This window comes from Plantibacter sp. LMC-P-059a, from assembly GCF_030209505.1.
Taxonomy (GTDB): domain Bacteria; phylum Actinomycetota; class Actinomycetes; order Actinomycetales; family Microbacteriaceae; genus Plantibacter.
In genome coordinates this window covers 451,466-473,430 of the sequence record NZ_JARVRZ010000004.1, presented here as the reverse complement: position 1 = coordinate 473,430, position 21,965 = coordinate 451,466, and the positions used below count along the sequence as shown (strand labels likewise).

18 protein-coding genes are annotated in these 21,965 nt (G+C 70.1%); 9 read left to right on the top strand and 9 right to left on the bottom strand.

Annotation, left to right across the window (positions count from 1 at the left end; all coding sequences use genetic code 11):
* Window positions 1-26: 26 nt before the first annotated feature.
* The 3 genes from QRN27_RS11785 (at window position 27) to QRN27_RS11775 (ending at window position 4,176) form a co-directional block, all read left to right on the top strand.
* Window positions 27-1,439 (top strand): aminopeptidase P family protein, encoded by a 1,413-nt coding sequence (locus QRN27_RS11785; RefSeq protein ID WP_285042389.1) that lies wholly within the window; start codon window positions 27-29, stop codon window positions 1,437-1,439.
* A gap of 91 nt (window positions 1,440-1,530) precedes the next feature.
* Window positions 1,531-3,009: a SulP family inorganic anion transporter gene (locus QRN27_RS11780; RefSeq protein ID WP_285042489.1), complete on the top strand. Its 1,479-nt coding sequence runs from the start codon at window positions 1,531-1,533 to the stop codon at window positions 3,007-3,009.
* A 66-nt stretch (window positions 3,010-3,075) separates the two neighbouring features.
* The gene (locus QRN27_RS11775; protein WP_285042388.1) at window positions 3,076-4,176 is read left to right on the top strand and encodes an NYN domain-containing protein; all 1,101 of its coding nucleotides are present in this window, start codon (window positions 3,076-3,078) and stop codon (window positions 4,174-4,176) included.
* 91 nt (window positions 4,177-4,267) lie between these two features.
* On the opposite strand, the gene QRN27_RS11770 is transcribed toward QRN27_RS11775, so the two are convergent.
* On the bottom strand, window positions 4,268-5,551 hold the full coding sequence (locus QRN27_RS11770; RefSeq protein ID WP_285042387.1) for a M18 family aminopeptidase: 1,284 nt from the start codon (window positions 5,549-5,551) through the stop codon (window positions 4,268-4,270).
* A 64-nt stretch (window positions 5,552-5,615) separates the two neighbouring features.
* Between QRN27_RS11770 and QRN27_RS11765 the strand changes: the two genes are divergently transcribed.
* Window positions 5,616-6,977 (top strand): LssY C-terminal domain-containing protein, encoded by a 1,362-nt coding sequence (locus QRN27_RS11765; RefSeq protein WP_285042386.1) that lies wholly within the window; start codon window positions 5,616-5,618, stop codon window positions 6,975-6,977.
* On the top strand, window positions 6,974-7,480 hold the full coding sequence (locus QRN27_RS11760) for a DUF2809 domain-containing protein (RefSeq protein ID WP_285042385.1): 507 nt from the start codon (window positions 6,974-6,976) through the stop codon (window positions 7,478-7,480). The genes QRN27_RS11765 and QRN27_RS11760 overlap by 4 nt, the downstream gene beginning before the upstream one ends.
* 7 nt (window positions 7,481-7,487) lie before the next feature.
* On the opposite strand, the gene QRN27_RS11755 is transcribed toward QRN27_RS11760, so the two are convergent.
* The 3 genes from QRN27_RS11755 to QRN27_RS11745 form a co-directional block, all read right to left on the bottom strand.
* Window positions 7,488-8,711, bottom strand: coding sequence for a DUF429 domain-containing protein (locus QRN27_RS11755; RefSeq protein ID WP_285042384.1), 1,224 nt, complete (start codon window positions 8,709-8,711; stop codon window positions 7,488-7,490).
* Window positions 8,712-8,833: 122 nt separating this feature from the next.
* The gene (locus QRN27_RS11750; RefSeq protein WP_285042383.1) at window positions 8,834-10,285 is read right to left on the bottom strand and encodes a S1C family serine protease; all 1,452 of its coding nucleotides are present in this window, start codon (window positions 10,283-10,285) and stop codon (window positions 8,834-8,836) included.
* A gap of 185 nt (window positions 10,286-10,470) precedes the next feature.
* Window positions 10,471-11,052, bottom strand: a complete 582-nt coding sequence (locus QRN27_RS11745; protein WP_285042382.1) for a TetR/AcrR family transcriptional regulator — start codon at window positions 11,050-11,052, stop codon at window positions 10,471-10,473.
* Between the two features lie 93 nt (window positions 11,053-11,145).
* Between QRN27_RS11745 and QRN27_RS11740 the strand changes: the two genes are divergently transcribed.
* Complete coding sequence (locus QRN27_RS11740) at window positions 11,146-11,766, top strand: NAD(P)H-dependent oxidoreductase (protein ID WP_285042381.1); 621 nt, start codon at window positions 11,146-11,148, stop codon at window positions 11,764-11,766.
* Here the strand turns inward: QRN27_RS11740 and QRN27_RS11735 are convergent.
* Entirely contained in the window at window positions 11,744-15,277 is a 3,534-nt protein-coding gene (locus QRN27_RS11735; RefSeq protein WP_285042380.1) for a TM0106 family RecB-like putative nuclease, read from the bottom strand. The two genes, QRN27_RS11740 and QRN27_RS11735, sit on opposite strands and share 23 nt — an antisense overlap.
* 221 nt (window positions 15,278-15,498) lie before the next feature.
* On the opposite strand from QRN27_RS11735, the gene QRN27_RS11730 reads away from it, so the two are divergent.
* Window positions 15,499-15,891 (top strand): (deoxy)nucleoside triphosphate pyrophosphohydrolase, encoded by a 393-nt coding sequence (locus tag QRN27_RS11730; RefSeq protein WP_285042379.1) that lies wholly within the window; start codon window positions 15,499-15,501, stop codon window positions 15,889-15,891.
* A 17-nt stretch (window positions 15,892-15,908) separates the two neighbouring features.
* Here the strand turns inward: QRN27_RS11730 and QRN27_RS11725 are convergent, their stop codons facing one another.
* The 3 genes from QRN27_RS11725 to QRN27_RS11715 all read right to left on the bottom strand — a co-directional run bounded on the left by QRN27_RS11725 (window position 15,909) and on the right by QRN27_RS11715 (window position 19,255).
* On the bottom strand, window positions 15,909-16,778 hold the full coding sequence (locus tag QRN27_RS11725; RefSeq protein ID WP_285042378.1) for a 2'-5' RNA ligase family protein: 870 nt from the start codon (window positions 16,776-16,778) through the stop codon (window positions 15,909-15,911).
* A gap of 101 nt (window positions 16,779-16,879) precedes the next feature.
* Entirely contained in the window at window positions 16,880-17,713 is an 834-nt protein-coding gene (locus QRN27_RS11720) for a siderophore-interacting protein (protein ID WP_285042377.1), read from the bottom strand.
* 63 nt (window positions 17,714-17,776) lie between these two features.
* Complete coding sequence (locus QRN27_RS11715; RefSeq protein WP_285042376.1) at window positions 17,777-19,255, bottom strand: MFS transporter; 1,479 nt, start codon at window positions 19,253-19,255, stop codon at window positions 17,777-17,779.
* Window positions 19,256-19,391: 136 nt separating this feature from the next.
* Here QRN27_RS11715 and QRN27_RS11710 point away from each other — a divergent pair, with 136 nt between their 5' ends.
* Both QRN27_RS11710 and QRN27_RS11705 read left to right on the top strand, forming a co-directional pair.
* Entirely contained in the window at window positions 19,392-20,027 is a 636-nt protein-coding gene (locus tag QRN27_RS11710; RefSeq protein WP_082456009.1) for a uracil-DNA glycosylase, read from the top strand.
* A gap of 106 nt (window positions 20,028-20,133) precedes the next feature.
* Entirely contained in the window at window positions 20,134-20,343 is a 210-nt protein-coding gene (locus QRN27_RS11705; protein ID WP_194668396.1) for a hypothetical protein, read from the top strand.
* A gap of 75 nt (window positions 20,344-20,418) precedes the next feature.
* Here the strand turns inward: QRN27_RS11705 and QRN27_RS11700 are convergent, their stop codons facing one another.
* Window positions 20,419-21,876 carry a catalase gene (locus QRN27_RS11700; protein WP_285042375.1) on the bottom strand — a complete coding sequence of 486 codons (1,458 nt, stop codon included), beginning with the start codon at window positions 21,874-21,876 and terminating at the stop codon, window positions 20,419-20,421.
* Between the last annotated feature and the right edge of the window lie 89 nt (window positions 21,877-21,965).

The window sequence follows — 21,965 nt, the reverse complement described above, 5'->3', positions numbered from 1 at the left end:
CCACGCACGGTGGCTAACTGATCTCCATGTGTCCAGACAGCTTCGCCTTCCGTGACCCCCGCACGCAGCCACTCCCCCAGGACGACGCCTTCCGGGACTTCCTGGCGAGCGGCTGGGGCGAGGTCGACCGCTCCGTCGACCTCGCGGACGGTGCCGGTGCGGCCGCCGGACGACACCGCGCGATCGTCGGCGACCAGTTCGCCGGTCGTTGGATCGTGGTCACCGCAGGACGCGCCGTCACCCGCGCGAACGACACCGAGTTCCCGTTCCGTCCGGACAGCGACTTCGTGTGGTTGACGTCCTGTCAGGCCGAGGGCGCCGTCCTGATCATGCGCCCGACCGCCGGCGGTCATGACGCGACGCTGTACCTGCCGGAGCCCGTCGGCCCCGGTGAAGAGGCGTTCTACGCGGACGCCATGCGCGGCGAGCTCTGGATCGGCCCGTCCGCCGGACTCCGGCAGTGGGCAGACGCGCTCGAGGTCGAGGTGCGGTCCCTGGAGGCCCTGGACGAGGCGCTCGCGCTCGTGCCTGGCGACGCAGCCAGGGCAGGGGCCGCAGAGCCCCGCGTGGACGGTCGCTTCGGTGCCTCCCGCGACCTGCTCGTCGCGCTGTCCGCGGCGAAGCTCGTCAAGGACGACTGGGAGATCGGGCAGCTGCGAGCGGCGGTGGACGCCACGGTCGGCGGGTTCCGCTCGGTCGTGCACGAACTGCCCGCCGCGATCGAGTTCGGTGGCGAACGCTGGCTGCAGTCGACCTTCGAGCGCCACGCCCGCACCTTCGGGAACGGCGTCGGCTACTCCACCATCATCGGCAGCGGTCCCCACGCCCCCACCCTGCACTGGACCCGCTGCGACGGGCCGGTGCTGCCCGAGCACCTCATCCTCATGGACGCCGGGGTCGAGGCCCGATCGCTCTACACCGCGGACGTCACGCGCACCTTCCCGGCCGGCGGGACCTTCACCGCGGCCCAGCGTGAGGTACACGACCACGTGGAACGAGCCCATCGGGCGGCCATGGCCCAGGTCGGCCCGGGTCGCTCGTTCCTCGAGATGCGGAACACCGCCTACGAGCACATCGCGACGAGCCTCTTCGAGCTCGGGATCCTGCAGGTCTCGGTCGACGAGGCGATGTCCCCGAGCGGTCAGCAACACCGGCGCTACCTGCCGAGCGGCACCGGGCACCACCTCGGTCTCGACGTCCACGACTGCGCCCGCATCGGTGACGAACGGTACCTCGACGAGCCGTTGCAGCCGGGAGCGGTGCTGACCGTCGAGCCCGGACTGTACTTCCACGCGAACGACCTGACGGTCCCACCCGAGCTGCGCGGGATCGGGGTCCGCATCGAGGACGACCTGCTCGTGACGTCGACGGGCCACGAGGTGCTCTCGTCGGCACTGCCGATCAGCGCGGACGGGCTCGAGGCCTGGTTGCGGGGCTGACCCGGCCCTCCCGCTCCCCGCACACGCGTTCAGCGGCCGAGGGTGTTCCGAACGCGCCTAGGCTGGCACGGTGACTCAGCCCGACGCGCCCATGCGCACCGCCGTCCGCCCGAGCCCCGGCGTCATCGCGACCCTGCGCAACCCGAAGGCGTTCAGCGTCGAGATCCTCGCGGGGATCGTGACGACGCTCGCGCTCATCCCCGAGGTCATCTCCTTCTCGATCATCGCCGGCGTCGACCCCAAAGTGAGCCTCATCGCCTCCGTGGTCCTCGCGATCTCGATGTCGATCCTCGGCGGTCGCCCGGCCATGATCACGGCCGCCGCCGGGGCCGTCGCGCTCGTGGTCGCGCCGCTCGTGAAGGAGCAGGGCGTCGAGTACCTGCTGCCCGCGGTCGTCCTCGCCGGGCTCATCCAGATCCTCTTCGGTGTCACCGGGCTCTCGCGGCTCATGCGCTTCATCCCCCGCTCCGTGATGATCGGCTTCGTCAACGCGCTCGGCATCCTCATCTTCGTCGCCCAGGTGCCGCACCTGCTCGGCGTCCCGTGGCTCGTGTACCCGCTCTTCGTCGTCACGGTGCTCATCGTGCTCCTCCTGCCGAAGCTGACCACCGCCGTCCCGGCACCGCTCGTCGCGATCGTCGTCGTCACCGCGATCACGATGATCGCCCACGCGGCCGTACCGACCGTCGGTGACCAGGGCGACGTCTCCGGCGGCCTCCCCGGCCTCACGGCGCTCCTCGTCCCGCTCAACCTCGAGACGCTCGGGATCATCTGGCCGACCGCCCTCAGCGTGGCGTTCGTGGGACTCATGGAGACGCTACTCACGGCGAAGCTCGTCGACGACATCACGGACACGACGTCGTCGAAGGGGCGCGAGTCCTGGGCGCTCGGTGTCGCCAACATCCTCGCCGGTTGGTACGGCGGGATCGCCGGGTGCGCGATGATCGGCCAGACCGTCGTCAACGTGAAGCTCGGTCGGGCCAGGACCCGGATCTCCACCTTCGTCGCCGGGATCTTCCTCCTCCTGCTCGTGACGGCGCTCAGCCCCGTGATGGCGCAGATCCCGATGGTCGCCCTCGCCGCGGTCATGATGATCGTCGCGATCAAGACCGTGAACTGGCACAGCGTGCGCCCGGCGACCCTGCGCCGGATGCCGATCCCCGAGACGCTCGTCATGGTCGTGACCGTCGCCGTCGTGGTGATCACGCACAACCTCGCGATCGGCGTGGCCGCTGGCGCCGTGCTCGCGATGGTGCTCTTCGCCCGTCGGGTCGCCCACGTCATCCGGGTCCGGCGGGTGCCGTCGGAGGACGGCGGCTCCGTGCGGTACTCCGTGATCGGCCCGCTGTTCTTCGGGAGCAGCAACGACCTCGTCGAGCAGTTCGACTACGCCGCCGACCCCGCGGACGTCGTCGTCGACTTCACCGCCTCCCAGATCTGGGATGCCTCGAGCGTCGCCGTCCTCGACTCCGTGCAGGAGAAGTACGCCGAACACGGCAAACAGGTCGTGTTCACCGGCCTCGACGAGCGCAGCTCGGCCTTCCACGGGAAGCTCACCGGCCACCTCTGAGCCGGGGCGATCGCCAGGACGGCCCCGGAGTCGCCGATTCGCGGGGCGTCAGAGGATGATGGGGGCATGGCAGAAACCGGAACGCCCAGAGTCGCGGTCTACATCGACTTCGACAACATCGTCATCTCGCGCTACAACCAGCTCTACGGGAAGGCGGCGTTCAGCCGCGATCGCGCACGTTCCCACGTGCCGTCGGCAGCACCGGAGGGCGACGAGATCTCGGAGCGCCTCCAGGCGGCCCGCGTCGACGTCGGGGCGATCCTCGACTACACGTCCTCGTTCGGCAACATCGTCATCAGCCGCTCGTACGCCGACTGGTCGGAGCCCGTCAACTCGGCCTACCAGAAGGACCTCGTCGACCGCGCCGTCGACCTCACCCAGATGTTCCCGACGACCAAGGCGATGAAGAACGGAGCGGACATCCGCCTCGCGGTCGACGTCGTCGAGGACCTCTTCCGTCTGCCGGACCTCACGCACATCGTCATCGTCGCGGGTGACTCCGACTACATCTCCCTCGCCCAGCGCTGCCGCCGTCTCGGACGCCACGTGATCGGCATCGGCGTGGCCGGCGCGACGAGCCGGGCGCTCATGGCCGCTTGCGACGAGTTCTCGGACTACGACGACCTGCCAGGCATCGTCCGCCCCGTCGTCAGCAGGACACCGCGCACCCCTGCCGCCGTCGACGCCACGGCGTCCGGCGCCAAGGCGGAGACCTCCGCTGAAGAGACCCCGAAGGCAGCATCGAAGTCCGGTGGGCGTCGACGCGCCTCCTCCGCTCCGGCCACGACGCCCGACGCGCCCGCCACGCAGGCACCGCCTCGGATCGGCGGCCTGTTCACCGAGCCCGTCTTCAGCCACCGCGACGCCGACGAGCTGGACGACGCCGACGAGGAGACGGCCGACCCGTCCGGCCCCGACGCCCAGCGCGCGGCGACCGAACTGCTCGTGCGCGCGCTCCGCCTCGTCCACGCGAAGAACGACGACGAGGACTGGCTGCTGAACGCCGAGGTGAAGAACCAGATGATCCGGATGGATCCGGCGTTCAAGGAGAAGCCGCTCGGCCACCGCTCGTTCAGCGACTTCATCAACTCACGCTCGGACCTCGTCGAGGTCAACCCCGACGCGAGCCCCGACGGGCGACGTCTGCGGTTGCGCGAACTGGGCTGAGCCCGGCCCCGCAGTAGGAGATCAGCGGCGCAGGAGGACCGACCGTCGGACGGCCTCCTGCTCGCAGGCGGATCTCCTGCTGCGGCGCGGCTCAGGCGCCTCGGAAGAACGCCTGGACCGCCGCACTCAGGGCGGTCGGGTCGTCGATGTGGCACAGCTCGCGTGCGGAGTGCATCGACAGCAGCGGCGTTCCGACGTCGACCGTCCGGATGCCGAGCCTGGTCGCGGTGAGCGGGCCGATGGTCGAACCGCAGGGCACCGTGTTGTTCGACACGAAGTCCTGCGAGGTCACGCCGGCCGCGGCGCAGCTCCGCGCCCAGAGCGCAGCCCCGAGGGCGTCCGTGGCGTAGCGCTGGTTGGCGTTGATCTTGAGGAGCGGCCCTCCGCCGGCGATCGGCCGGTTCGCGGGGTCGTGGCGCTCGGGGTAGTTGGGGTGGATCGCGTGGCCGGCGTCCGCCGAGAGGCACCACGACCCCGCGTACGCCTGCAGCCGCTCCGCAGTCGTCGCGCCGAGGGTGGCGCCGATCCGGGTGAGGACGTCGTCGAGGAACGGGCCGCTCGCTCCGGAGGTCGAGGCTGAACCGAGTTCCTCGTGGTCGAAGGCGGCGAAGACCGTGATGTGGTCGGCTTCCGCCGTCGCTCCCCCGTCACTGGCGGCCATCAACGCCTCGAGTCCCGCGTGGACCGAGGTCAGGTTGTCCATGCGCCCTGCGGCGAACAGCTGGCCGTCGAGGCCGAACCGGCGCGGCTCCTGCGTGTCGGCGACGAGTACGTCATACCCCGCGATCGCGGTGGGGTCGATGCCTGCGATCGCCGCCAGGTGCGCGAGGACGTCCGCGTGGGCGAGGTCACCGACCCCGTAGACCGGCTGCAGGTGGCGTTGTCGGTCGAGGACGAGGCCCTCGTTGACTGCGCGGTCGAGGTGGATGGCGAGCTGTGGGATGCGCAGGAACGGCCCGGTGCGCACGAGGTGCACGGTCCCGTCGAGCGTCACGAGTCGACCGGCCAGCTCCAGCTCGCGGTCGAGCCAGGAGTTGAGCAGCGGGCCGCCGTACACCTCGACCCCCGCCTGCAACCAGCCCTGCGCACCGATGGTCGACTTCGGCTTCAGCTTGAAACTCGGCGAATCCGTGTGGGAGCCGAGGATCCGGAACGGGGTCGTCGGGGTGGCGCCCTCCGGCTGCACCCAGGCGATGATCGCGCCCTCGCGTTCGACGAAGAACCGGCCTCCACCGCCATCCCAGGACTCGGTCTCGAGCAGGCGCGTGAACCTGGCCGCCTCCAGCCGCCGCGCACTCTCCGCGACCGCGTGATAGGAGGTCGGTGAGGCGACGATGAAGTCGGCAAGGTCGGTGATGTGGGCGACGGAATCCATGCCTCCATCCTCCCACCAGCCGGTGTGCCGGACGCGGCGAGCCACGAGGCCCTACCCTGGACGGGTGACGAAGACCGGGACGCTCCTCGGGCCCGCCAGCGGCCTGTCCGAGGATCGACGCGGGCGCATCGCGCGCATCGTCGACGGCTGGTTCTTCGCCTTCGGAACGGCCGCTGCCGTCTTCCTCGCCTACGTCCTGCTGACGGAGGCCTTCGCCCGAGGGTGGGCCCAGGCCTGGTTCATCCTCGTCATCTACCTCGTCATCGCGTATCTCATCCTGCCGCGGCTGCACACGGTGCTCTCGCGCGTCTACCTGCCCGACTACTTCATCGGACGCACGCGCACCCGAGAGGGCATCCTCGGCGACCCCGTCAACCTCGGGTTCCGCGGCAGCGAGGAGCAGGTGCACACGGCGATGCTGACGGCCGGATGGACCCTCGCCGACGACCTCGGCCTCCGCGCCGACCTGCGGATCGTGTCCTCCACGCTGACGCGACGCAGCTATCCGGAGGCGCCGGTCTCCTCGCTCTACCTCTTCGGCCGTCCGCAGGCGTTCTGCTACCAGCAGGAGGTCGACGGCAGCCCGGGCAAGCGGCACCACGTCCGGTTCTGGCCGACCCCTGAGGGCTGGCTGCTCCCCGGCGGGTACCAGGCCGACTGGCTGGCGGCCGGCACCTACGATCGCTCGGTCGGCATCAGCGTCTTCACGCTCCAGGTCACCCACCGCATCGCCGACGACGTGGACGACGAACGGGATCACATCGTCGGATCGATCGAGGCCGCCGGGGTCGGCGCCTCCACCTCCGTGATCGAGAACTTCTCGACGGGGTACCACTCGCGGAACGGGGGCGGTGACGCGATCATGACGGACGGGAACCTCCCGATCGTGGACCTCACCGCCGTCGTCGTCCCGCCGACCGCGACGCTCCCTCCGGCCGACGCCCCACCGATCCGCTCGCTCATCCGAGCCGGTGAACCGCGCCCGCTCGACACCACCGTCGGCGTCCTGCTCATGGTCGTCGCGTCGTTGTCGTCGATCCTCTCCGGCGTCCTCCTCGTCACCGACTGGAAGCACGTGATGGCCGAGGCGACCGCGACCGTCACCACGGCGGACGACGCCGTCCTGGTGCCGTGGGTCGTCGGGTTCGTCATCGGCCTGTCAGCAGCCGTGACGTTGAGCTATCTCGTGCTCGCCTGGCGGGTCCACCTCGGCGGCAACCTCGCACGCCTGCTCGCCATGGCCTTCAGTTCCACCTCGATCGCCACCCTGACCGCGACCTACCTCGCGGGCGCCGGCGGCCTCACCCTGCAGACCAACCTGATCGGCTTCGCCGTCGACTGCTCCATCATCCTCGCCCTCTCAGGAACCGAGGCCCGCGACTGGGCCCGTGGGCGACAACGACGCACGAGAAGGACCAGAGCATGAGCGATCTCCCGGAGCCGAACCCTGACGGGCCACGGCCGGCGACCTCCCTGAAGCGGGCACTCCTGCTCGGTGCCGCCATCGTGACGATCGTCGCCGGGCTGACCGTGCACTGGTCGGTCACCGCCGTCTGGGCCAACCCGGTCACGAACGCCCTCTACACGGTGCTCGTCGCCCTGCTGCTGGCGTTCGCGGCGCCACGGCTCCCGCTGTGGCAGGTCGCCATCGGAGCGTTCGGGTTCTCCGCGGCGATCGAGTGCTTCCAGGCCACCGGCGTCCCGGCGGCACTGGCGGATCAGTGGGCGCCGTCGGCCCTGCTGCTCGGCACGACCTTCATCCCCACGGACTTCATCTCGTACGCCCTCGGTGCCGCGGCGTTCCTGTTCCTGTCGCTCGCGATCTCCCTCGCGATCCGGTGGATCCGCACCGACCTCCTTGAACGCCGGGCGCGTGCCGAGCGCGAAGCCCGTCGGTCAGAGCGTCGATCGGATCTCGATCCGGTCTGAGGACGCGTCAGCCCCGCGTCGACTCGCCGTACTGGACAGCCTCGAGGTCGAAGACGGCCTCGGCGAGTGCTGACCGCGCGGCCTCGAACGCCACATCGTCCCCGGCCGCGGTCACCCGGGCGTGTTCGAGGTGCCAGGTCGCGCTCCGGAGAAGGTCCACCGTGGTCGGGGCGGGGGAGGGTGCCCGGGTCGAGCCGGACGGCTGGCTCTCGGCGGCGGTGGAGCCGGCGGCCCCGCCCTCGACGAACTCGATCGCATCCGCTTTGGTGGTCTCGGTCTTTGAGTATGCCTGCTTGTTCATATGTCCTTCGAATATCGTCGACGAGGGCTCTCCGCGGGCGGCGTCGCCCGCGGTAAGGCTGGAATCACGGGGAAGTGGTGCTGGCTGCGCGTATGCACTCGTTGGCATGTATTCCGGATGCCGCTGTTCGGGTCGCGCCATCGCGAGAAGGGTCGGGACGCGCCCCTGGTCATCGGGCACGTCCGTAGCACCGAGGACCTGGAACCGCTCCAGGCCGTGTTCGTCCCAGGACGACGCCGTCCACGCGCAGAGGGCCGCGTCGATGAGGTCCTCCCGGTGCTTGTGCGCGGTCTCCTTCGTCGGGGAGGGCACGTCCAGGAGGAGCGTGGTCACCGGATGCGAGCGCAGCAGCAGCGGGGGGCTGGCGGTCGCCAGGCGGTCGAGTCGCTCGATCAGGTCGTCGCACACGTCAGCGCGCCGCTGCCGTCGCTCGGTCACCGGGAGCGAGGTGTCGAGCTTCTTGTAACGGGGTCGCGCCTCGGTGTAGCCGAGTTCCTCAGCACCGACGAGAGTCGTGTGCGGGTACGCCTCGAAGAAGACGATGTCCTCCTCGGCCGGGGTGCTCAAGCCGTCGAAGTAGTGCAGCCCGGCTGCCTCGAGCGCTCGGAACAGGGCTACCCCACCGAGTGCCGGGAGGCCGAGGTTCGACGGGTAGGCGGACACCTGCCAGCGGCCGTAACGCTGCCCGACCTCCCGCTCGCAGCGGCGCATGCCCGTGGCGTTCTCGACGAGCAGGGGCGCGTCGACCGCGATGACCGATCCGGGTTCGGCGGTCGCGAGGATCCACGAGACCACCGCGTCGATACCGATGGCCCAGCCGGCGTCGATCACCGTCCCGGTCTCGTCGATGCAGACGACGCCCGACTCGTTCGCCACCCGTCGCTCGGTCCCCTCGCCCCAGGCGAGGTCGACTCCGAGGTAGCGGGTCACGGGCGGATCCTTCCGGTGGACGCGGCGGGCACCGCGGACCCGAGCCTACTGGCCGAGCGCCGTGGGCTCCTCCGATCCGGCGGCGGGCCGGTTCGGAGGAGCCGAGCCGATGAACGGTCTCGTCAGGCGACCGGGCCCTCGATCAGTGCGATGTCGGCCGTCTGGCTCGCGCCGGCGGGTGTCGTCCACGTGATCGTGACCGTCTGACCGGGCTCGAGCGAGGCCATGGTCGCGGTGAGGGTCTGCGCGGAGTCGATGGCCACCCCGTTCAGCCCGGTGATGACGTCGCCCGCGGCGAGACCCGCCGAGGCGGCGGGGGTGTTCTCGATCACCGATCCGACGACGGCGCCCGACCCTGCCGCTGCTCCGCCGTCGCCAGCCGAGCTCAGCCCGATGCCGATGAAGGCGGGGTAGCCGATCGAGACCGTCTGGGTCTCGACGCCGCTGCGGATCTGACCGACGATCGACAGCGCGTCGTCGATCGGGATCGCGAACCCGTCGATGTCCGTGCCGCCGGAGGACGCCGCGGTGTCGATCCCGACGACTTCACCCTCCGCGTCGTACAGCGGGCCGCCGGAGTCTCCGGCCTGGATGTCCGCGTCGGTCTGGATGAGGCCCGTGAGTTGCTTGCCGGTACCCGTCGTCTCGTCCTGCACGGTGATGTCCTGGTCCAGCGCGGTGACCGATCCGTCGGCAGCGCTCGGGGTGCCGCCCGTCCCGCCCGCGTTGCCGACGCCGGTGACCGCGTCGCCGACGGCCGCGCCACCGTCGTCATCGATCGTCACGGTGTCGAGCCCGGCGGCGCCGTCGAGTTGCAGAAGCGCGACGTCGTCCGTGGCATCCGTCCCGATCACGCGTGCCGTGTACTGCTGACCCGTGCTGACGACCGTGACCACGATGCTGGTCGCCCCTGCGACGACATGGTTGTTCGTCAGGATCTGGCCGTCGGCCGTGAGGACCATCCCGGTGCCGGCGGCGGCACCGCCCTGGTAGCCGAGCTCCGTCTCGATGTCGACGACACCGACCGATTCGGCCGCGGTCGCGCTCCTGGTGTCCGCGGTGGCGGCATCCGGAGTCGTCTGCTGTTGCGGTGGCGTGAGGCCGCCCGGCGCTCGGAAGCTCTGACCGCTCTCATCGGGCACCGTCTCGGCCACCTGGGACGACGCCGCGACGCTGTGGAAGGCCCCCGCTGCCAGGGAGGCGATGCCCAGCCCGCCGGTGACGAGGGAGACGACGGTGGCTGCGGTCGCGGCCGCGATGATCCAGCCGATCGGCTGCTGCTTCGCCGCCGTCGGTGGCTGTGGCGGGGTGTGCGGCGAGGGAGGAGTCGCGGAGACGCCGTCGAAGCGCTGATGCGGCGCCGTGGCGTAGCCGTACGGGGTCGTGCCGGGCCACGGCCGAGCGGGTCCGGCCGTGTTCCCCGGGTATCCGGGTGGGGGAGTGACGTCCATGCCCGGGGTCGGCTGGTACGAACCGGTCGGCTGCTCGTAGGCGGGGGTTGTGATGGTCGGGTCTGCGGTGGCGGGGTCGGTGGCTTCGGGTTCCGGAGTGTCCGGGCCTGTGGTGTTCGTCATGGAGGTTCCTCTCGGCGGCGAGTGCTGAGATCATCTGACTCCTACAAACCGAGGGAATCGTCACCTGGGGCCAAGAGCCGCCTTTGAGGTTCCCGACCGTTCACCGGGTGTGGTTTGTGTACAGCCTGAGAGACAGGCCCTCGCACCTCCGGGGAACGGGGCCGGGCTGTCGCCGCGATGCGCCTTCAGGACCGGGACAGCAAGGCCTCGAGGGCGGGTCGAGCCTCGGTCTCCGAGATGTGACCGGCGACGACGAGCTCGGCCAAGCCGTGCACCGTCGCCCAGACCGCCGTGGTGAGGGCGGCGAGGACCTCGGCCGGCGCATCGGGCGCGAGGGACGCGGTGGTCTCGGCGAGGATCCCTTCGACCGCGGTGATGAGCGGCGCCATCGCCTCGCTCGGCGCGCCCGGAGCACAGACGTCCGGGTCGTAGATGACGCGGAACCGTTCGGGGTGGTGGGCTGCGTACGCCACATAGCTCGCGCCGACCTGGATGGCGATCTCCTGCGGCGTGCCCGCGGCAGCGGCCGCCCGCTCTGCGCGCATCGACTCCAGAAGTTCTGACATCGACCGTTCACTCAAACGCTTCAGCAGCGCCGTCCGGTCACCGAAGTGATGGTACGGCGCGTTGTGACTGACGCCGGCACGGCGGGCGACCTCGCGCAGGCTCAGCGAGACGTGTCCCTGTGTCCTCATGAGGTCGAGCGCAGCGTCTTCCAGCACGGGTCCGAGGTTGCCGTGGTGATAGGCCGTCGTCGATCTTGACACAAGCAACATCGTACCCGTACGGTCGTTGCCGTACCGATGTGGGCAGTGTCTAGATTCTGGACACTGTCAAAACCTACGACCCTTGGAGCACCAATGAGCACCCTCGTCATCGACGGCCATCCCAATCCCGACTCCCTGTGCGCCGCTCTGGCGGTGGCGTATGCGGATGCACACGGCGACGCGACAGTCCTCGCCGTCCGCGACCTCGCATTCGATCCGAACCTGCGGCTCGGCTACACCCACCGGCAGGAACTGGAGCCCGACCTCGAGTTCGCGTGGCAGCAGATCCTGGCCGCTGATCACCTCGTCGTCGTGGCCCCGGTCTGGTGGGGCTCCGTCCCGGCGCTGCTCAAGGGGTTCTTCGATCGGGTCTTGCTGCCGCGTCGCGCCTACCGGACGAAGGACAACGGGCTCCCGGAGGGCCTGCTCACCGGGCGCTCGGGCCGCGTGATCGTCACGACCGACTCGCCATGGTGGTACCTCCCGCTGGTGGGGGACACGACCGTGAAGCAGCTCCGCACCACGACCCTCCGGTTCTGCGGGATCCGGTCCGTCGCTGTGAATCGGTTCGGCCCGGTCAAGGGGTCGAGCGACACCCAGAGACAGGCCTGGATCGCGAAGGCGGCCCGGCTCGGGAGCGCGGACGCCTCGCGTCGGCCCGCCGGCGACATCGGGTCGTCGGCAGCGTCGGTCAGCGCCCGTCCACGAGCCTGATGAAGGCGCTGAGCTCGGCGACGCCCTCCGGGGTCGTCGGGAGGTATTCGGTGAGCGCGGGGGAGGAGACGAGGTAGGCAGCCCACTGCGCCCGCGAGATGCCGACGTTCAGCCGGTTCTTCATCAGGAGGAACGACATCCCGCGCGGTACCTCGGCCGGCGCGGACGCGGCCAGGGTCACGATCGCGATGACCGCCTCCTGGCCCTGGAACTTGTCGACCGTCCCGACCCGGACGGCATCGTACCCGGCCTGGTCGAGCGCCTGCCGCACCACCGCCACATGCGCGTTGTACGGGCAGACCACGATGATGTCGGCTTGCGTCAGGGGGGAGTCCGAGCGGCGGGAGTCGGGGTCGGTCCAGAGCAGGCCGATGCTCGAGCGGACGAGCTCGACGACGCGTTCGGCCTCCTCGACCGAGCTCGTGGCGTTGCCGACGTGACGGACGTCGACGATGTGGAGGCCTGGCTCGCAGCCGACGAGGCTGCGGTTCGCCGTGGCCGCCGCCGATCGCAGCTCACCGCCGTACGACAGGTGCGAGACCGGCTCCGTGACCGCCGCGTCCATCCGCCAGGTCTCGTGGAGGAAGTAGCCGAGTTCCGGTGGCAGCACGTCTCGTCCGTCGGCGACGAACCCGAGGGCGGAGGTGTCGATGGGCTCCGGATGCGTCCCCTGGCTCACCTGAGGGAGCTGTTGTGGATCGCCGAGGAGGAGCAGGTTCCGGGCCGCGACGCTCGCCGCGATCGTGTAGGCCAGGGAGAACTGACCAGCTTCGTCGACGACGAGCAGGTCGAGCGACCGGCGTGGGAACCGGTTGGGGTTGCTGAAGTCCCAGGCGGTACCGCCCACGACGAACCCGCCCGCCTGCTCGCCCGCGTAGGCCGCGTGGCCGTTGGACGGCAGGATCGTGTAGCCGCGGTCGGCGTCCGGGTCGGCACCGGTCCGCAGTGTCTTCGCCACGAGGCCCGGGTTGAGGCCGGCCTTCACGATGCGTTCGAGGAGGTTCTCCACGACGTCGTGCGACTGGGCCACCACACCGATCCGCCACCCGTGCTGCTGCACCAGCGCGGTGATGACGTGCGAGGCGACGTAGGTCTTGCCCGTCCCTGGCGGGCCCTGGACCGCGAGCGCGGAGTCGTCGAGGTCGAGCAGGGCGGCGGTGACGTCCTCGATCGTCTCGCGGTCACCCTGGTGGGGGAGGGGACCACCCGAACCGGTGCGCGGCGGCCTGCGGCGGAGGATGTCGACGACACCGTCGCTCGGCCAGTCGGGCGACGCGTCGACGATGGCCTGCCCCCATTCGGCGATGGCGTCGACCTGCGTCCCCGGCCGGGGTGGAGGAGACGGCGTGAGCGCGACCGGCAGCTCGGAGTAGGAATCCCGGTCGGTCTTCAGCGTCTCCTGGATGAGCACGGAGTCGTCGTCGACCTCGAGCACGGTGATCTGCCCGGCGGGACGGGAGCCGGGCTCGGCGCGGGGGACCGTGTACGGACCCGGGTACTCGTAGACGGCGAAGGGGTCGGCGCCGACCTTCACGCTGCTCCCCGGAGCCCAGCGGCCGAAGAGGCGGACGTGCCGGCGATCGCTCCGCTGCCGGCCCTCCCGGAACCAGTCGCGCTCGACCTCGCCGGCGGTGACCGTGAACACGTTGCGGGTGTCCTCCCAGTCGTCGCGCGTGGCGATGAGCCGTGAGAAGTGCTCCTGCCAGAACGACTTGTGTTCCCGACGGTGGTAGTCGATCGCGGCCGCAGCCAGGGCGTACGCCGCCGCGTCGTCGGAACGCTCGGGGTCGAGTGGGTCGCCGGCAAGTGCCGTCAAGGCGTCGTGCAGGGGCGTCGGGTCGTCGATGAGCGGCTCCGGCGCATCGTTCACGAAGGTGCCGGGGAGCACACCGCGCTCCTCGCCCAGGGCAAGCAGCCAGTTGCGGAGTCGGCGAGTGGACTCGCAGTCGTACTCGTTGTACTCGGCGATCTCCGCCAACTTCCGCTCGCCCTCCGCGATGAGGGCCGGGTCGTCGCTGCGGCTGAGCTCGCGAGCGTCGGCGTACTCGGTGATCGACGCGGCCGCGTTGGTGACCTCGCTGTCGCGGTGGTCGTCGCCCATGTAGAGGGGTTCGAGCTTCTTGATCGAGTACGACCGGGAGCCGACACGGACCGTCTTGCGGACGAACGGGTAGAGGTCGAAGAGCACGGCCTCCCGCAGGAGGTCGTCGACGACCTGCTCGCCGACGCCGTGTCTGGCGGCCAGGGAGAGCAGGTGCGTCCGTTCGTAGGCCGCGTAGTGGTAGACGTGCATGCCCGGGTACTCCGCCCGGCGCGCGGTGAGGTACTCGAGGAAGTCGATGAACGCGATGCGCTCCTCGTGGAAGTCGTGCGCCCACCAGGATCGGAAGACGCCGTCGGTGTCGACCAGCCCGAACAGGTAGTCGATGCCCCAGCGGGTGCGGTCGCCTCGCCGAGCGTCGCCCGGCTCGCCCTCCGTGTACAGCGGGTCTCCCTCGAAGTCGAAGAAGATGTCGCCGGGATCGGGCTGCGGGAGGAGCCCGAGTGCCGCGGCGTCGTGGACGCGGAACGCCGGGACGCCGGGCTCCGACGTGGGTTCGAGTTGCAGACGGGCTTGATCCCGGAGGGCGGCGAGCGTCGTCTCCGACACCCCGTCGACGGTGCCGCCACCGGTGGCCGGGTGCCCGTGGAACGCGCCACCGGGAGCCGACCCGGTGAGGGTGAGTGCGGCGAGGTCGTCGATGGTGCGGATCCCGGCGGCCAACAGGCGGTCGCGCTGGGTCAGCCGCAGACCGGCCACCAGCAGGACGTCGCGCGAAGCGGTGATCTCCGCGTCGCACCAGGTGCAGTGTCCGCAGACGCTGTACCGCTGGTCGCCCCACTGCACTGCATCCGTGTCCTGCAGCCGCTCCGCGACGATCTGTACGAGCCGCGCACGGCGACGCCGGTACACAGGGAGGATGTCGGAGACGGCGTGCGTGCTGATCGTCCCGTCACCCAGGATGAGGTCGACATCGTCGTCGACCGGCACCCCGGCCGCACTGAGCTGTTCCACGTAGGCCGCGAGCTGCAACAGCGCCGTCACCTTCGGGGAGCGAGCCAGCTTGGTGTCCTGGACCCGATACCGGCCGTCGGGCCTGCGGACGATGAAGTCGGCGAAGCCGATGAAGGAGCCGTCGAAGAACGCGGCCTGGAAGACGATCGGTGCGCCGTCCCGGAAGGCGGCGAGCGTCGACGCGACGGCTTCGGCGAGCGCGTCGGCATCCCGGACGTCGGGGCGCTCGAGCTCGACCACGCCTGCGCCGAACTCGGCCCGGTAGGACTCGAGCACGCGGAGTTCATGCTGATCGCCCAGCTTCGAGGTGCGCATGAGCATCTCGTCTTCGGGCTCCTCGATCGGGTCGATCCGTTTGAGCTTCGCGTCGATGGAGCGCAGGAAGGCGAATTCGCAATACGACGCGTTGGAGAGGTCGCTGGCACTCGTGATGGCGGAACCGTCGAGGAGGAACATCGGTGCGGTGGGTGCCTTTCGAGACGACGCTGCGGCAGGGGACCATCGCCCCCGATCGCTGTCAGTCTGGCACGCACCACCGACCCGCGGCCGCCCGTCCGCCACGCCATGAGCGGACGCCGTGCGACGCCTCCCTGGGGAGCACGGTCGCGCCGACCCTTACACCGGGTCCCCTACCCTGGAGTCTCCGACGACGACACGAGCGAGGGGGTCGGACCGGCATGGTCACCACGATCGAGGTCGTCGCGGGCGTCGCCTCCCAGGGCGACACCGTCTTCGCCTGCCGCCGCTCCCCTGAGCGGTCCTCCGGTGGCCGGTGGGAGTTCCCCGGAGGCAAGGTCGAGGTCGGCGAACGCCCCGAGGAGGCCCTGGCGCGGGAGCTGCGGGAGGAACTCGGAGCAGATGTCTCCGTCGGTCGTCTCCTCGACCGATCCGTCGTCGCGGTCGGCGCACTGCGGATCGATCTGGCGTGTTACGCCGTCACTTTCCGCGACGGTCCACCGGTGATCAGCACCGATCACGATGAACTGCGGTGGGTGCCGCGGAACCGCTTGGCCGAGCTGGACTGGGCGTCGCCGGACCTCCCCATGGTCCGGCTGCTCACCGAAGCCTGAGTCGACGGTCCGACGCGTCAGGCCGCAGCCCGCAGCGGGATCCGGGCCAGGGTGCGGCCGCTGAGCACCAGGTCGTCGTGGGTCGAGGTGACCGCCAGTTCGTCGACCGTCCACTCGAACAGGGTCGCGTCCTGCCAGCGTTCCAGGAAGGCAGCGAGTGCGGCGGTCTCCGCCGGGTCGAGCTCGTCCCGGAAGTGGTGCATGCCGACCCCCACGAGCGGGACGGCTCGTCCGCCGACCGCCCGCTGGATCGGTTCGAAGGCGTCAGCGGTGGCAGGGAGGTAACAGCGGCCGCGATTGAACCCGCCGATCACGGGTCCGGCGAGTCTGGCTCGGAACGGAGCGAACGCGCCGACTGCAGATCGCAGACCGGTGAGGAGGTCGTCGGAGGCGTCGACGGAGGCGAGCGTGGCGTGCAGCCGGTGGGCGCGACGCAGCTCGATGCCCCGCGCGAGCTTCGCAGCGAACGGCGCGGAGGCGAGGTCCGCCTCGTAGCTCAGGAAGATGGGGTCGACGAACAACCGCTCCACCGGCACGGGGACGACGACGGCGACGCGCGGTTCCACGTAGCGACCGGCCCGGTAGCTGCCGTCGGGACTGGTGGCGAGCGCCAGGGGGTGGTCCGCGTCGATGAGCGGGAGCTGGGCGTACCGGTAACGCTCGTCGAAAGTGAGTTCTTCGCCGGGTTGGAACCGCGAGCGCACCCCGTCCCACGTGGCGAGCGGGCCGGGCGATCGCCGTCCGTCCTCGGTGGAGACGGCATCCGTGCGGACGTCCTCGGGGTCGGCCGTGCTCGAGCGCATCGAGCCCGGACGTCTGAGCCCCGCGACCGCGCCGATCGGCAGCGCGCCGATGGTGTTTCCGGCTGGGCCGGCGGGAGAGGGCATGCCGTGAGGCTAGTCGAGCCTGGCTCGTCCAGCATCGGGGACACCCCGTATTCGGTTGATCAACTGAGTTTTTCCGGAACTCGGCCGATCGAACCCTGTGGTCAGTGCGCCTTGCCGACCTTCCAATACCCGCAGAACATGACGCGTTCCTTGGGTGTGCCGCTGCGGACCCAGGAGCGACGCACCGCCGCAGCGAGCGCCTGCTCACCCACGACCCATCCGTACGCCGACGGACCCGGCGCCTCGAGTGCCTCGGCCGCCGCGAGCGCCGCGCGGCCGGGGACGGCATGCGCATCGTCCCGGACGACCCATCGGACCTCGACCCCGGGCGGCGCCTCGAGCGTCTGGACGTCCGCTGCCGACGGCACCTCGACGATCGCGGTCCCGATCGTGTCGGCCGGAAGGTGCGCGAGGATCCCGGCGACGGCGGGCAATCCCGTCTCATCGGCGACGAGCACGATCCGGTCCGTGCCGGGCGGTGGGTTGAACATCCGACCCTCGTCGAGCAGCGCGACCGGGTCTCCCGGTCGGCACGTCTGCGCCCAGCCGGCCGCGGGTCCGGCGGTCCCGTCGGCGGCCGAGCCGTGGATGACGAAGTCGACGTCGAGTTCCGGACCCTCCGGCCCGTCCGCGCGGTAGTCGCGGACGGTGTAGTTGCGCAGCACCGGTCTGACCGACTTCGAGATCGCCAGGTACCTCGCGTAGGCGATCATGTCGAGCTTGGTCGGGAGCCGCTCGAGGCCGCCGTCGGAAACGGGGATGAAGAAGCGGAACCACTGGTCGTAGCCGAGGAAGGTGAAGTCGGCGATGTCTCCTCCACCGAGCGTGACCCGGGCGAAGTTCGGGGAGATCGTGGTCCTCCGCAGCACCCGGAGGGTCAACAGCCGCGCCGCCTCGGGCTTGATCCTCGACGCCTCAGCGTTCGTCCGCGCCATCCGGTCTCCTCCGTCCAGCGACCCCGTCAGCCGCTACTGAGGTAACCCTAACTCAGGTGACCCTTACTTCGAAGGTCCGGAGTCGACATCGGCCGCCCTGCGAGACCGCGTGTCGAGCAGCGCGAAGACCAGAGCGATCACGACGAAGCCGATCGTGACGATGGTGCTGTTGCGGTAGGCGTCGTGGTAGACGTCGAGCGAGGCGCCCGAGGCACCGCCGCCGTTCTCCGAGTACACCGTCGCGTAGAAGGTCGCCGTCGCCGCAGCGAGCCCGACCGCGGTGCCGATCCGCTGACCGAGCTGACCGATGGACCCGGCGACACCGCCGGATGCGACCGGGATGTCCGCGAGCATCAGCGTCTGGTTCGGCGAGATCACGGCACCGCCACCGATGCCCGCCAGGAGCATCGCCGCTCCCATGGCGTACGGGGTGACCTCTGGGGGAGTGATGAACGCGAGTACCGAGTTCAGGGTGAAGCCGACCACCACTAGTACGAGCCCGCCCACGACGAGCGGGCGTCCGAGCTTGTCGACGACCCGACCGCTCAACCACGAGCTGACGGCCGAGGCGAGTGCGAAGGGGATCGTGATCATGCCCGCGAAGACGGGCTCGAGGCCGAGGCCCTGCTGGACGAACAGCGTGAGGGTGAGGAAGGTGGCCGGCATGGCCGCGAAGTACGTCGTCGAGATGAGGACGCCGTTGCGGTAGCTGCCGAGGGAGAAGAGCGAGAAGTCGACGACGGGCGTCTGTCCGGCGCGCTGGTACCGACCCTCCCACCAGGCGAACAGGCCGGCGAACACGGCGAACCCGAGGAGGAGCCACCAGCGTGCCGGGTCGTCGTCCGGCGAACCCGTCGTCAGCACGAAGGGCAGCATGAGCGACAGCACCGCGAGACCGAGGAGCACGATGCCGACGGGGTCGAGCGAACCGGCTCCCGCCTCACGTGGCTGCTGCTTGGGCAGCAGGCGGGCGGCGATCGGCAGCAGGATGATCGCCAGCGGCACGTTCATCCAGAAGAGCAGGCGCCAGCCGTCCTCCGGGCCGCCGATGGCGATGAGCAAGCCGCCGAGCGTCGGACCGAACGCCGTCGACAGGCCGATGATGGCACCGAACAGTCCGAAGGCACGTCCTCGCTCCTTGCCCACGAAGAGCTGCTGGATGAGCCCGATCACCTGCGGCATGAGGAATCCGGCGGCGACACCCTGCAGGATCCGCCCGCCGATCAGGATGGCGACGCTCGGGGCGATCGCGCACACGAGGCTCGCCGCACCGAACACGCTCAGGCCGATCATGAACATCTGTCGACGGGAGTGCAGGTCACCGTAGCGGCCGGCGGGCACGAGGATCAGGCCGAACGCCAAGGCGTACCCGGCGACGATCAGCTGCAGTGCGGTCGGGCCGGCGTCGAGGGCCTGCTCGATGGACGGGAGGCCGACGTTCACCTTCGACAGGTCGAGGATCGTGAGGGCGGCGACGGAGACGCAGACCGCGAAGGCGCGCCACTTGGTCCGGTCGTCGAGGGCGGTGGGCTCGGTGGTCATCCTGGTCAGCCTATGCCCGGCTCGACGCCCTCACCCCGGGTTGACGAGCACGGATTTCGCCGTCCTCATCGCCGGTTGAGGGGTTGGAACGCCTTCAGACGATGACGGGACTCCCGTCACGGGCTACGCTCGGAAGATGCACATGGACGCCCCGCGAGGGCTGCAGGACCCGGACGAACTGGCCGAACGACACCGCATGCTGGCCGAGTCGCCGGCACTCGCGCCGCTGCGCGACTGGGCGGACGCGATGATGGCCCGCCGAGGACGGCGGCAGAGCGACCTCGTGCTCCCGCTCGTCGACCCGGCCGATGCAGCCGTCAACGCGAAGACCCTCATCCTCCTCGACGCCCCGGGCACCCTCGCTCCGGACAGCCTCGACGCACCTGGATCGGGGTTCGCCTCGGTCGACAACGACGACCCGGTCGCCGAGAGCCTCTGGAACCTGCGGAACGACATCGGCTTCGACGACGTCATGGTCTGGAACATCGTCCCGTGGTACCTGAGCGCCGGACGCAAGAAGCCGAACGCCCCCGAGGTCGCCCAGGGGGCCATGGAGTTGCGCGCACTGCTCCCGCTCCTCCGCAACCTCCGCGTCGTGGTCCTCTGCGGACCGCACGCCCAGGACGGTTGGTGGAAGCACGTCGAGCCGCTGCTCGGGAACACCTACAGCGCGTTCAACGCGCCGCATCCATCGCCGTTGTCGCTGAAGCAGCCTGGTCGTCGCGAGGAGATCGAGAAGGTCTTCGCTCGCGCCAAGCAGGTCGCCGGCTAGCGTCCCGCACCTCGAGTCATCCGCAACCCCTTCGCCCCGGTCGGCGAGGGGGTTGCGTGCGTCTGAGCGCTTGCTAGCGTCGGACGGACGACGAGAGGAGCACCACATGGACATCGGAACCATCGTCATCCTCGCCGCGCTCGTCCTCCTGGCGGTCGGCGCCGTCTGGTACGTCGTGCGGCGCGACCGTGCAGCGCACACCACGGATCAACACCACTCCGCCGAGGGTGAGGCTGAGCACGTCCGCGAGATGGCGAAGGCCCGCGCCCAGTCGACGGGGGTCATCCGTCGGGGCGGCGGACCCACCGGCGTCTGACAACTCGCCCACAGACGACGACGGTCGTCATCCCTGCAGGATGACGACCGTCGTCGCGGGCGTGGGGCCCTCGCTCTAGACGAGCGGCGGGAGTCCCGCCGAGACGCGCGCACCGAGCGTCTGGTCGACGGCCGTCCAGTAGGCGACGACCCGGGCGCGGAGGTCCGGGCGGGTCACCTTGGAGACGTGGCCGATGATGTTGCCGACGAGGCGATCGCGGGCTGCATCGTCGAGCACCTCGCGGACGAGGGTGCCCGCCTGCCCGAAGTCGTCGTCCTCGGCGTGGAGCGTCGCGGCTGCCCGGACGAGCTCGCCGTCGGACTGCCAGCCGGAGGACTCGGCCGCACGGGCCGGGTCGGCGTGGGCTCCGCCGACCGAGTTCGGCGCGTACACCGGGGCGTTCGCGTCGTTGAAGGTGTACGTCATCGCCCCTTCCTTCGAATAGGAGTGCACGGGCGAGTGCGGGGCGTTGACCGGCAGCTGCGCGTGGTTGGTGCCGACGCGGTACCGGTGGGCGTCCGCGTAGCTGAAGATGCGAGCCAACAGCATCTTGTCGGGGCTCGCCGCGATGCCGGGGACGAAGTTCGACGGGGCGAAGGTCGCCTGCTCGATCTGGGCGAAGTAGTTCTCCGGGTTGCGGTCCAACGTCATCTTCCCGACCTCGATCAGCGGGTAGTCGCTGTGCGGCCAGACCTTGGTGAGGTCGAACGGGTTGAACCGGTAGTCCGCGGCGTCGGCGTACGGCATGACCTGCACGGACAGGGTCCAGCTGGGGTGCTCGCCGCGGGTGATGGCCTCGGAGAGGTCGCGGATGTGGAAGTCGGCGTCCTCACCGGCGATCTGGTCGGCCTGGTCCTGCGTGAGGATCTCGATGCCCTGATCGGTCTTGAAGTGGTACTTCACCCAGAAGCGCTCACCGCTCGCGTTGATCCACTGGTAGGTGTGCGAACCGAAGCCGTCCATGTGCCGCCACGAGCCCGGCAGACCCCGGTCGCCCATGAGCCACGTGACCTGGTGGGCACTCTCGGGCGAGAGGGTCCAGAAGTCCCACTGCATGTCGTGGTCGCGGAGGTGCGAGCCCGGCAGGCGCTTCTGCGAGCGGATGAAGTCGGGGAACTTGATGCCGTCGCGGATGAAGAAGACCGGCGTGTTGTTGCCGACGAGGTCGTAGTTGCCCTCGCTCGTGTAGAACTTCAGGGCGAACCCGCGGGGGTCGCGCCAGGTGTCGGGGCTGCCCTGCTCGCCGGCGACGGTGGAGAAGCGGGCGAGCATCTCGGTCTCGACGCCCGGCTGGAACAGCGCCGCGCGGGTGTACTGGGAGACGTCCCCGGTCGTGACGAAGTGACCGAACGCGCCACCGCCCTTCGCGTGGACGACGCGCTCCGGCACGCGCTCGCGGTTGAACTGGGCGAGCTTCTCGACCAGGTAGTGGTCGTGGAGTGCGATCGCGCCGTCGGCGCCGACACTCTGGGAGTGGTCGTCGCTGGCGACGGGCGCTCCGCTGTTGGTGGTGGTGTAGCTGGGCTCGGACATGTCTCTCCTCGAGGGGTGGGGCTGGTCGGACGGTCGGTTGGCTTCAGCACTGCCACCATGTCGGTGCCAGCTGACGATCGGCATGGAAG

Coding starts and splice junctions, on each gene's coding strand:
- QRN27_RS11785 (WP_285042389.1), top strand. CDS start 27: ATGTGTCCAGACAGCTTCGCCTTCCGTGACCCCCGCACGCAGCCACTC.
- QRN27_RS11780 (WP_285042489.1), top strand. CDS start 1,531: ATGCGCACCGCCGTCCGCCCGAGCCCCGGCGTCATCGCGACCCTGCGC.
- QRN27_RS11775 (WP_285042388.1), top strand. CDS start 3,076: ATGGCAGAAACCGGAACGCCCAGAGTCGCGGTCTACATCGACTTCGAC.
- QRN27_RS11770 (WP_285042387.1), bottom strand. CDS start 5,551: ATGGATTCCGTCGCCCACATCACCGACCTTGCCGACTTCATCGTCGCC.
- QRN27_RS11760 (WP_285042385.1), top strand. CDS start 6,974: ATGAGCGATCTCCCGGAGCCGAACCCTGACGGGCCACGGCCGGCGACC.
- QRN27_RS11750 (WP_285042383.1), bottom strand. CDS start 10,285: ATGACGAACACCACAGGCCCGGACACTCCGGAACCCGAAGCCACCGAC.
- QRN27_RS11740 (WP_285042381.1), top strand. CDS start 11,146: ATGAGCACCCTCGTCATCGACGGCCATCCCAATCCCGACTCCCTGTGC.
- QRN27_RS11735 (WP_285042380.1), bottom strand. CDS start 15,277: ATGTTCCTCCTCGACGGTTCCGCCATCACGAGTGCCAGCGACCTCTCC.
- QRN27_RS11730 (WP_285042379.1), top strand. CDS start 15,499: ATGGTCACCACGATCGAGGTCGTCGCGGGCGTCGCCTCCCAGGGCGAC.
- QRN27_RS11725 (WP_285042378.1), bottom strand. CDS start 16,778: ATGCCCTCTCCCGCCGGCCCAGCCGGAAACACCATCGGCGCGCTGCCG.
- QRN27_RS11720 (WP_285042377.1), bottom strand. CDS start 17,713: ATGGCGCGGACGAACGCTGAGGCGTCGAGGATCAAGCCCGAGGCGGCG.
- QRN27_RS11715 (WP_285042376.1), bottom strand. CDS start 19,255: ATGACCACCGAGCCCACCGCCCTCGACGACCGGACCAAGTGGCGCGCC.
- QRN27_RS11710 (WP_082456009.1), top strand. CDS start 19,392: ATGCACATGGACGCCCCGCGAGGGCTGCAGGACCCGGACGAACTGGCC.
- QRN27_RS11705 (WP_194668396.1), top strand. CDS start 20,134: ATGGACATCGGAACCATCGTCATCCTCGCCGCGCTCGTCCTCCTGGCG.
- QRN27_RS11700 (WP_285042375.1), bottom strand. CDS start 21,876: ATGTCCGAGCCCAGCTACACCACCACCAACAGCGGAGCGCCCGTCGCC.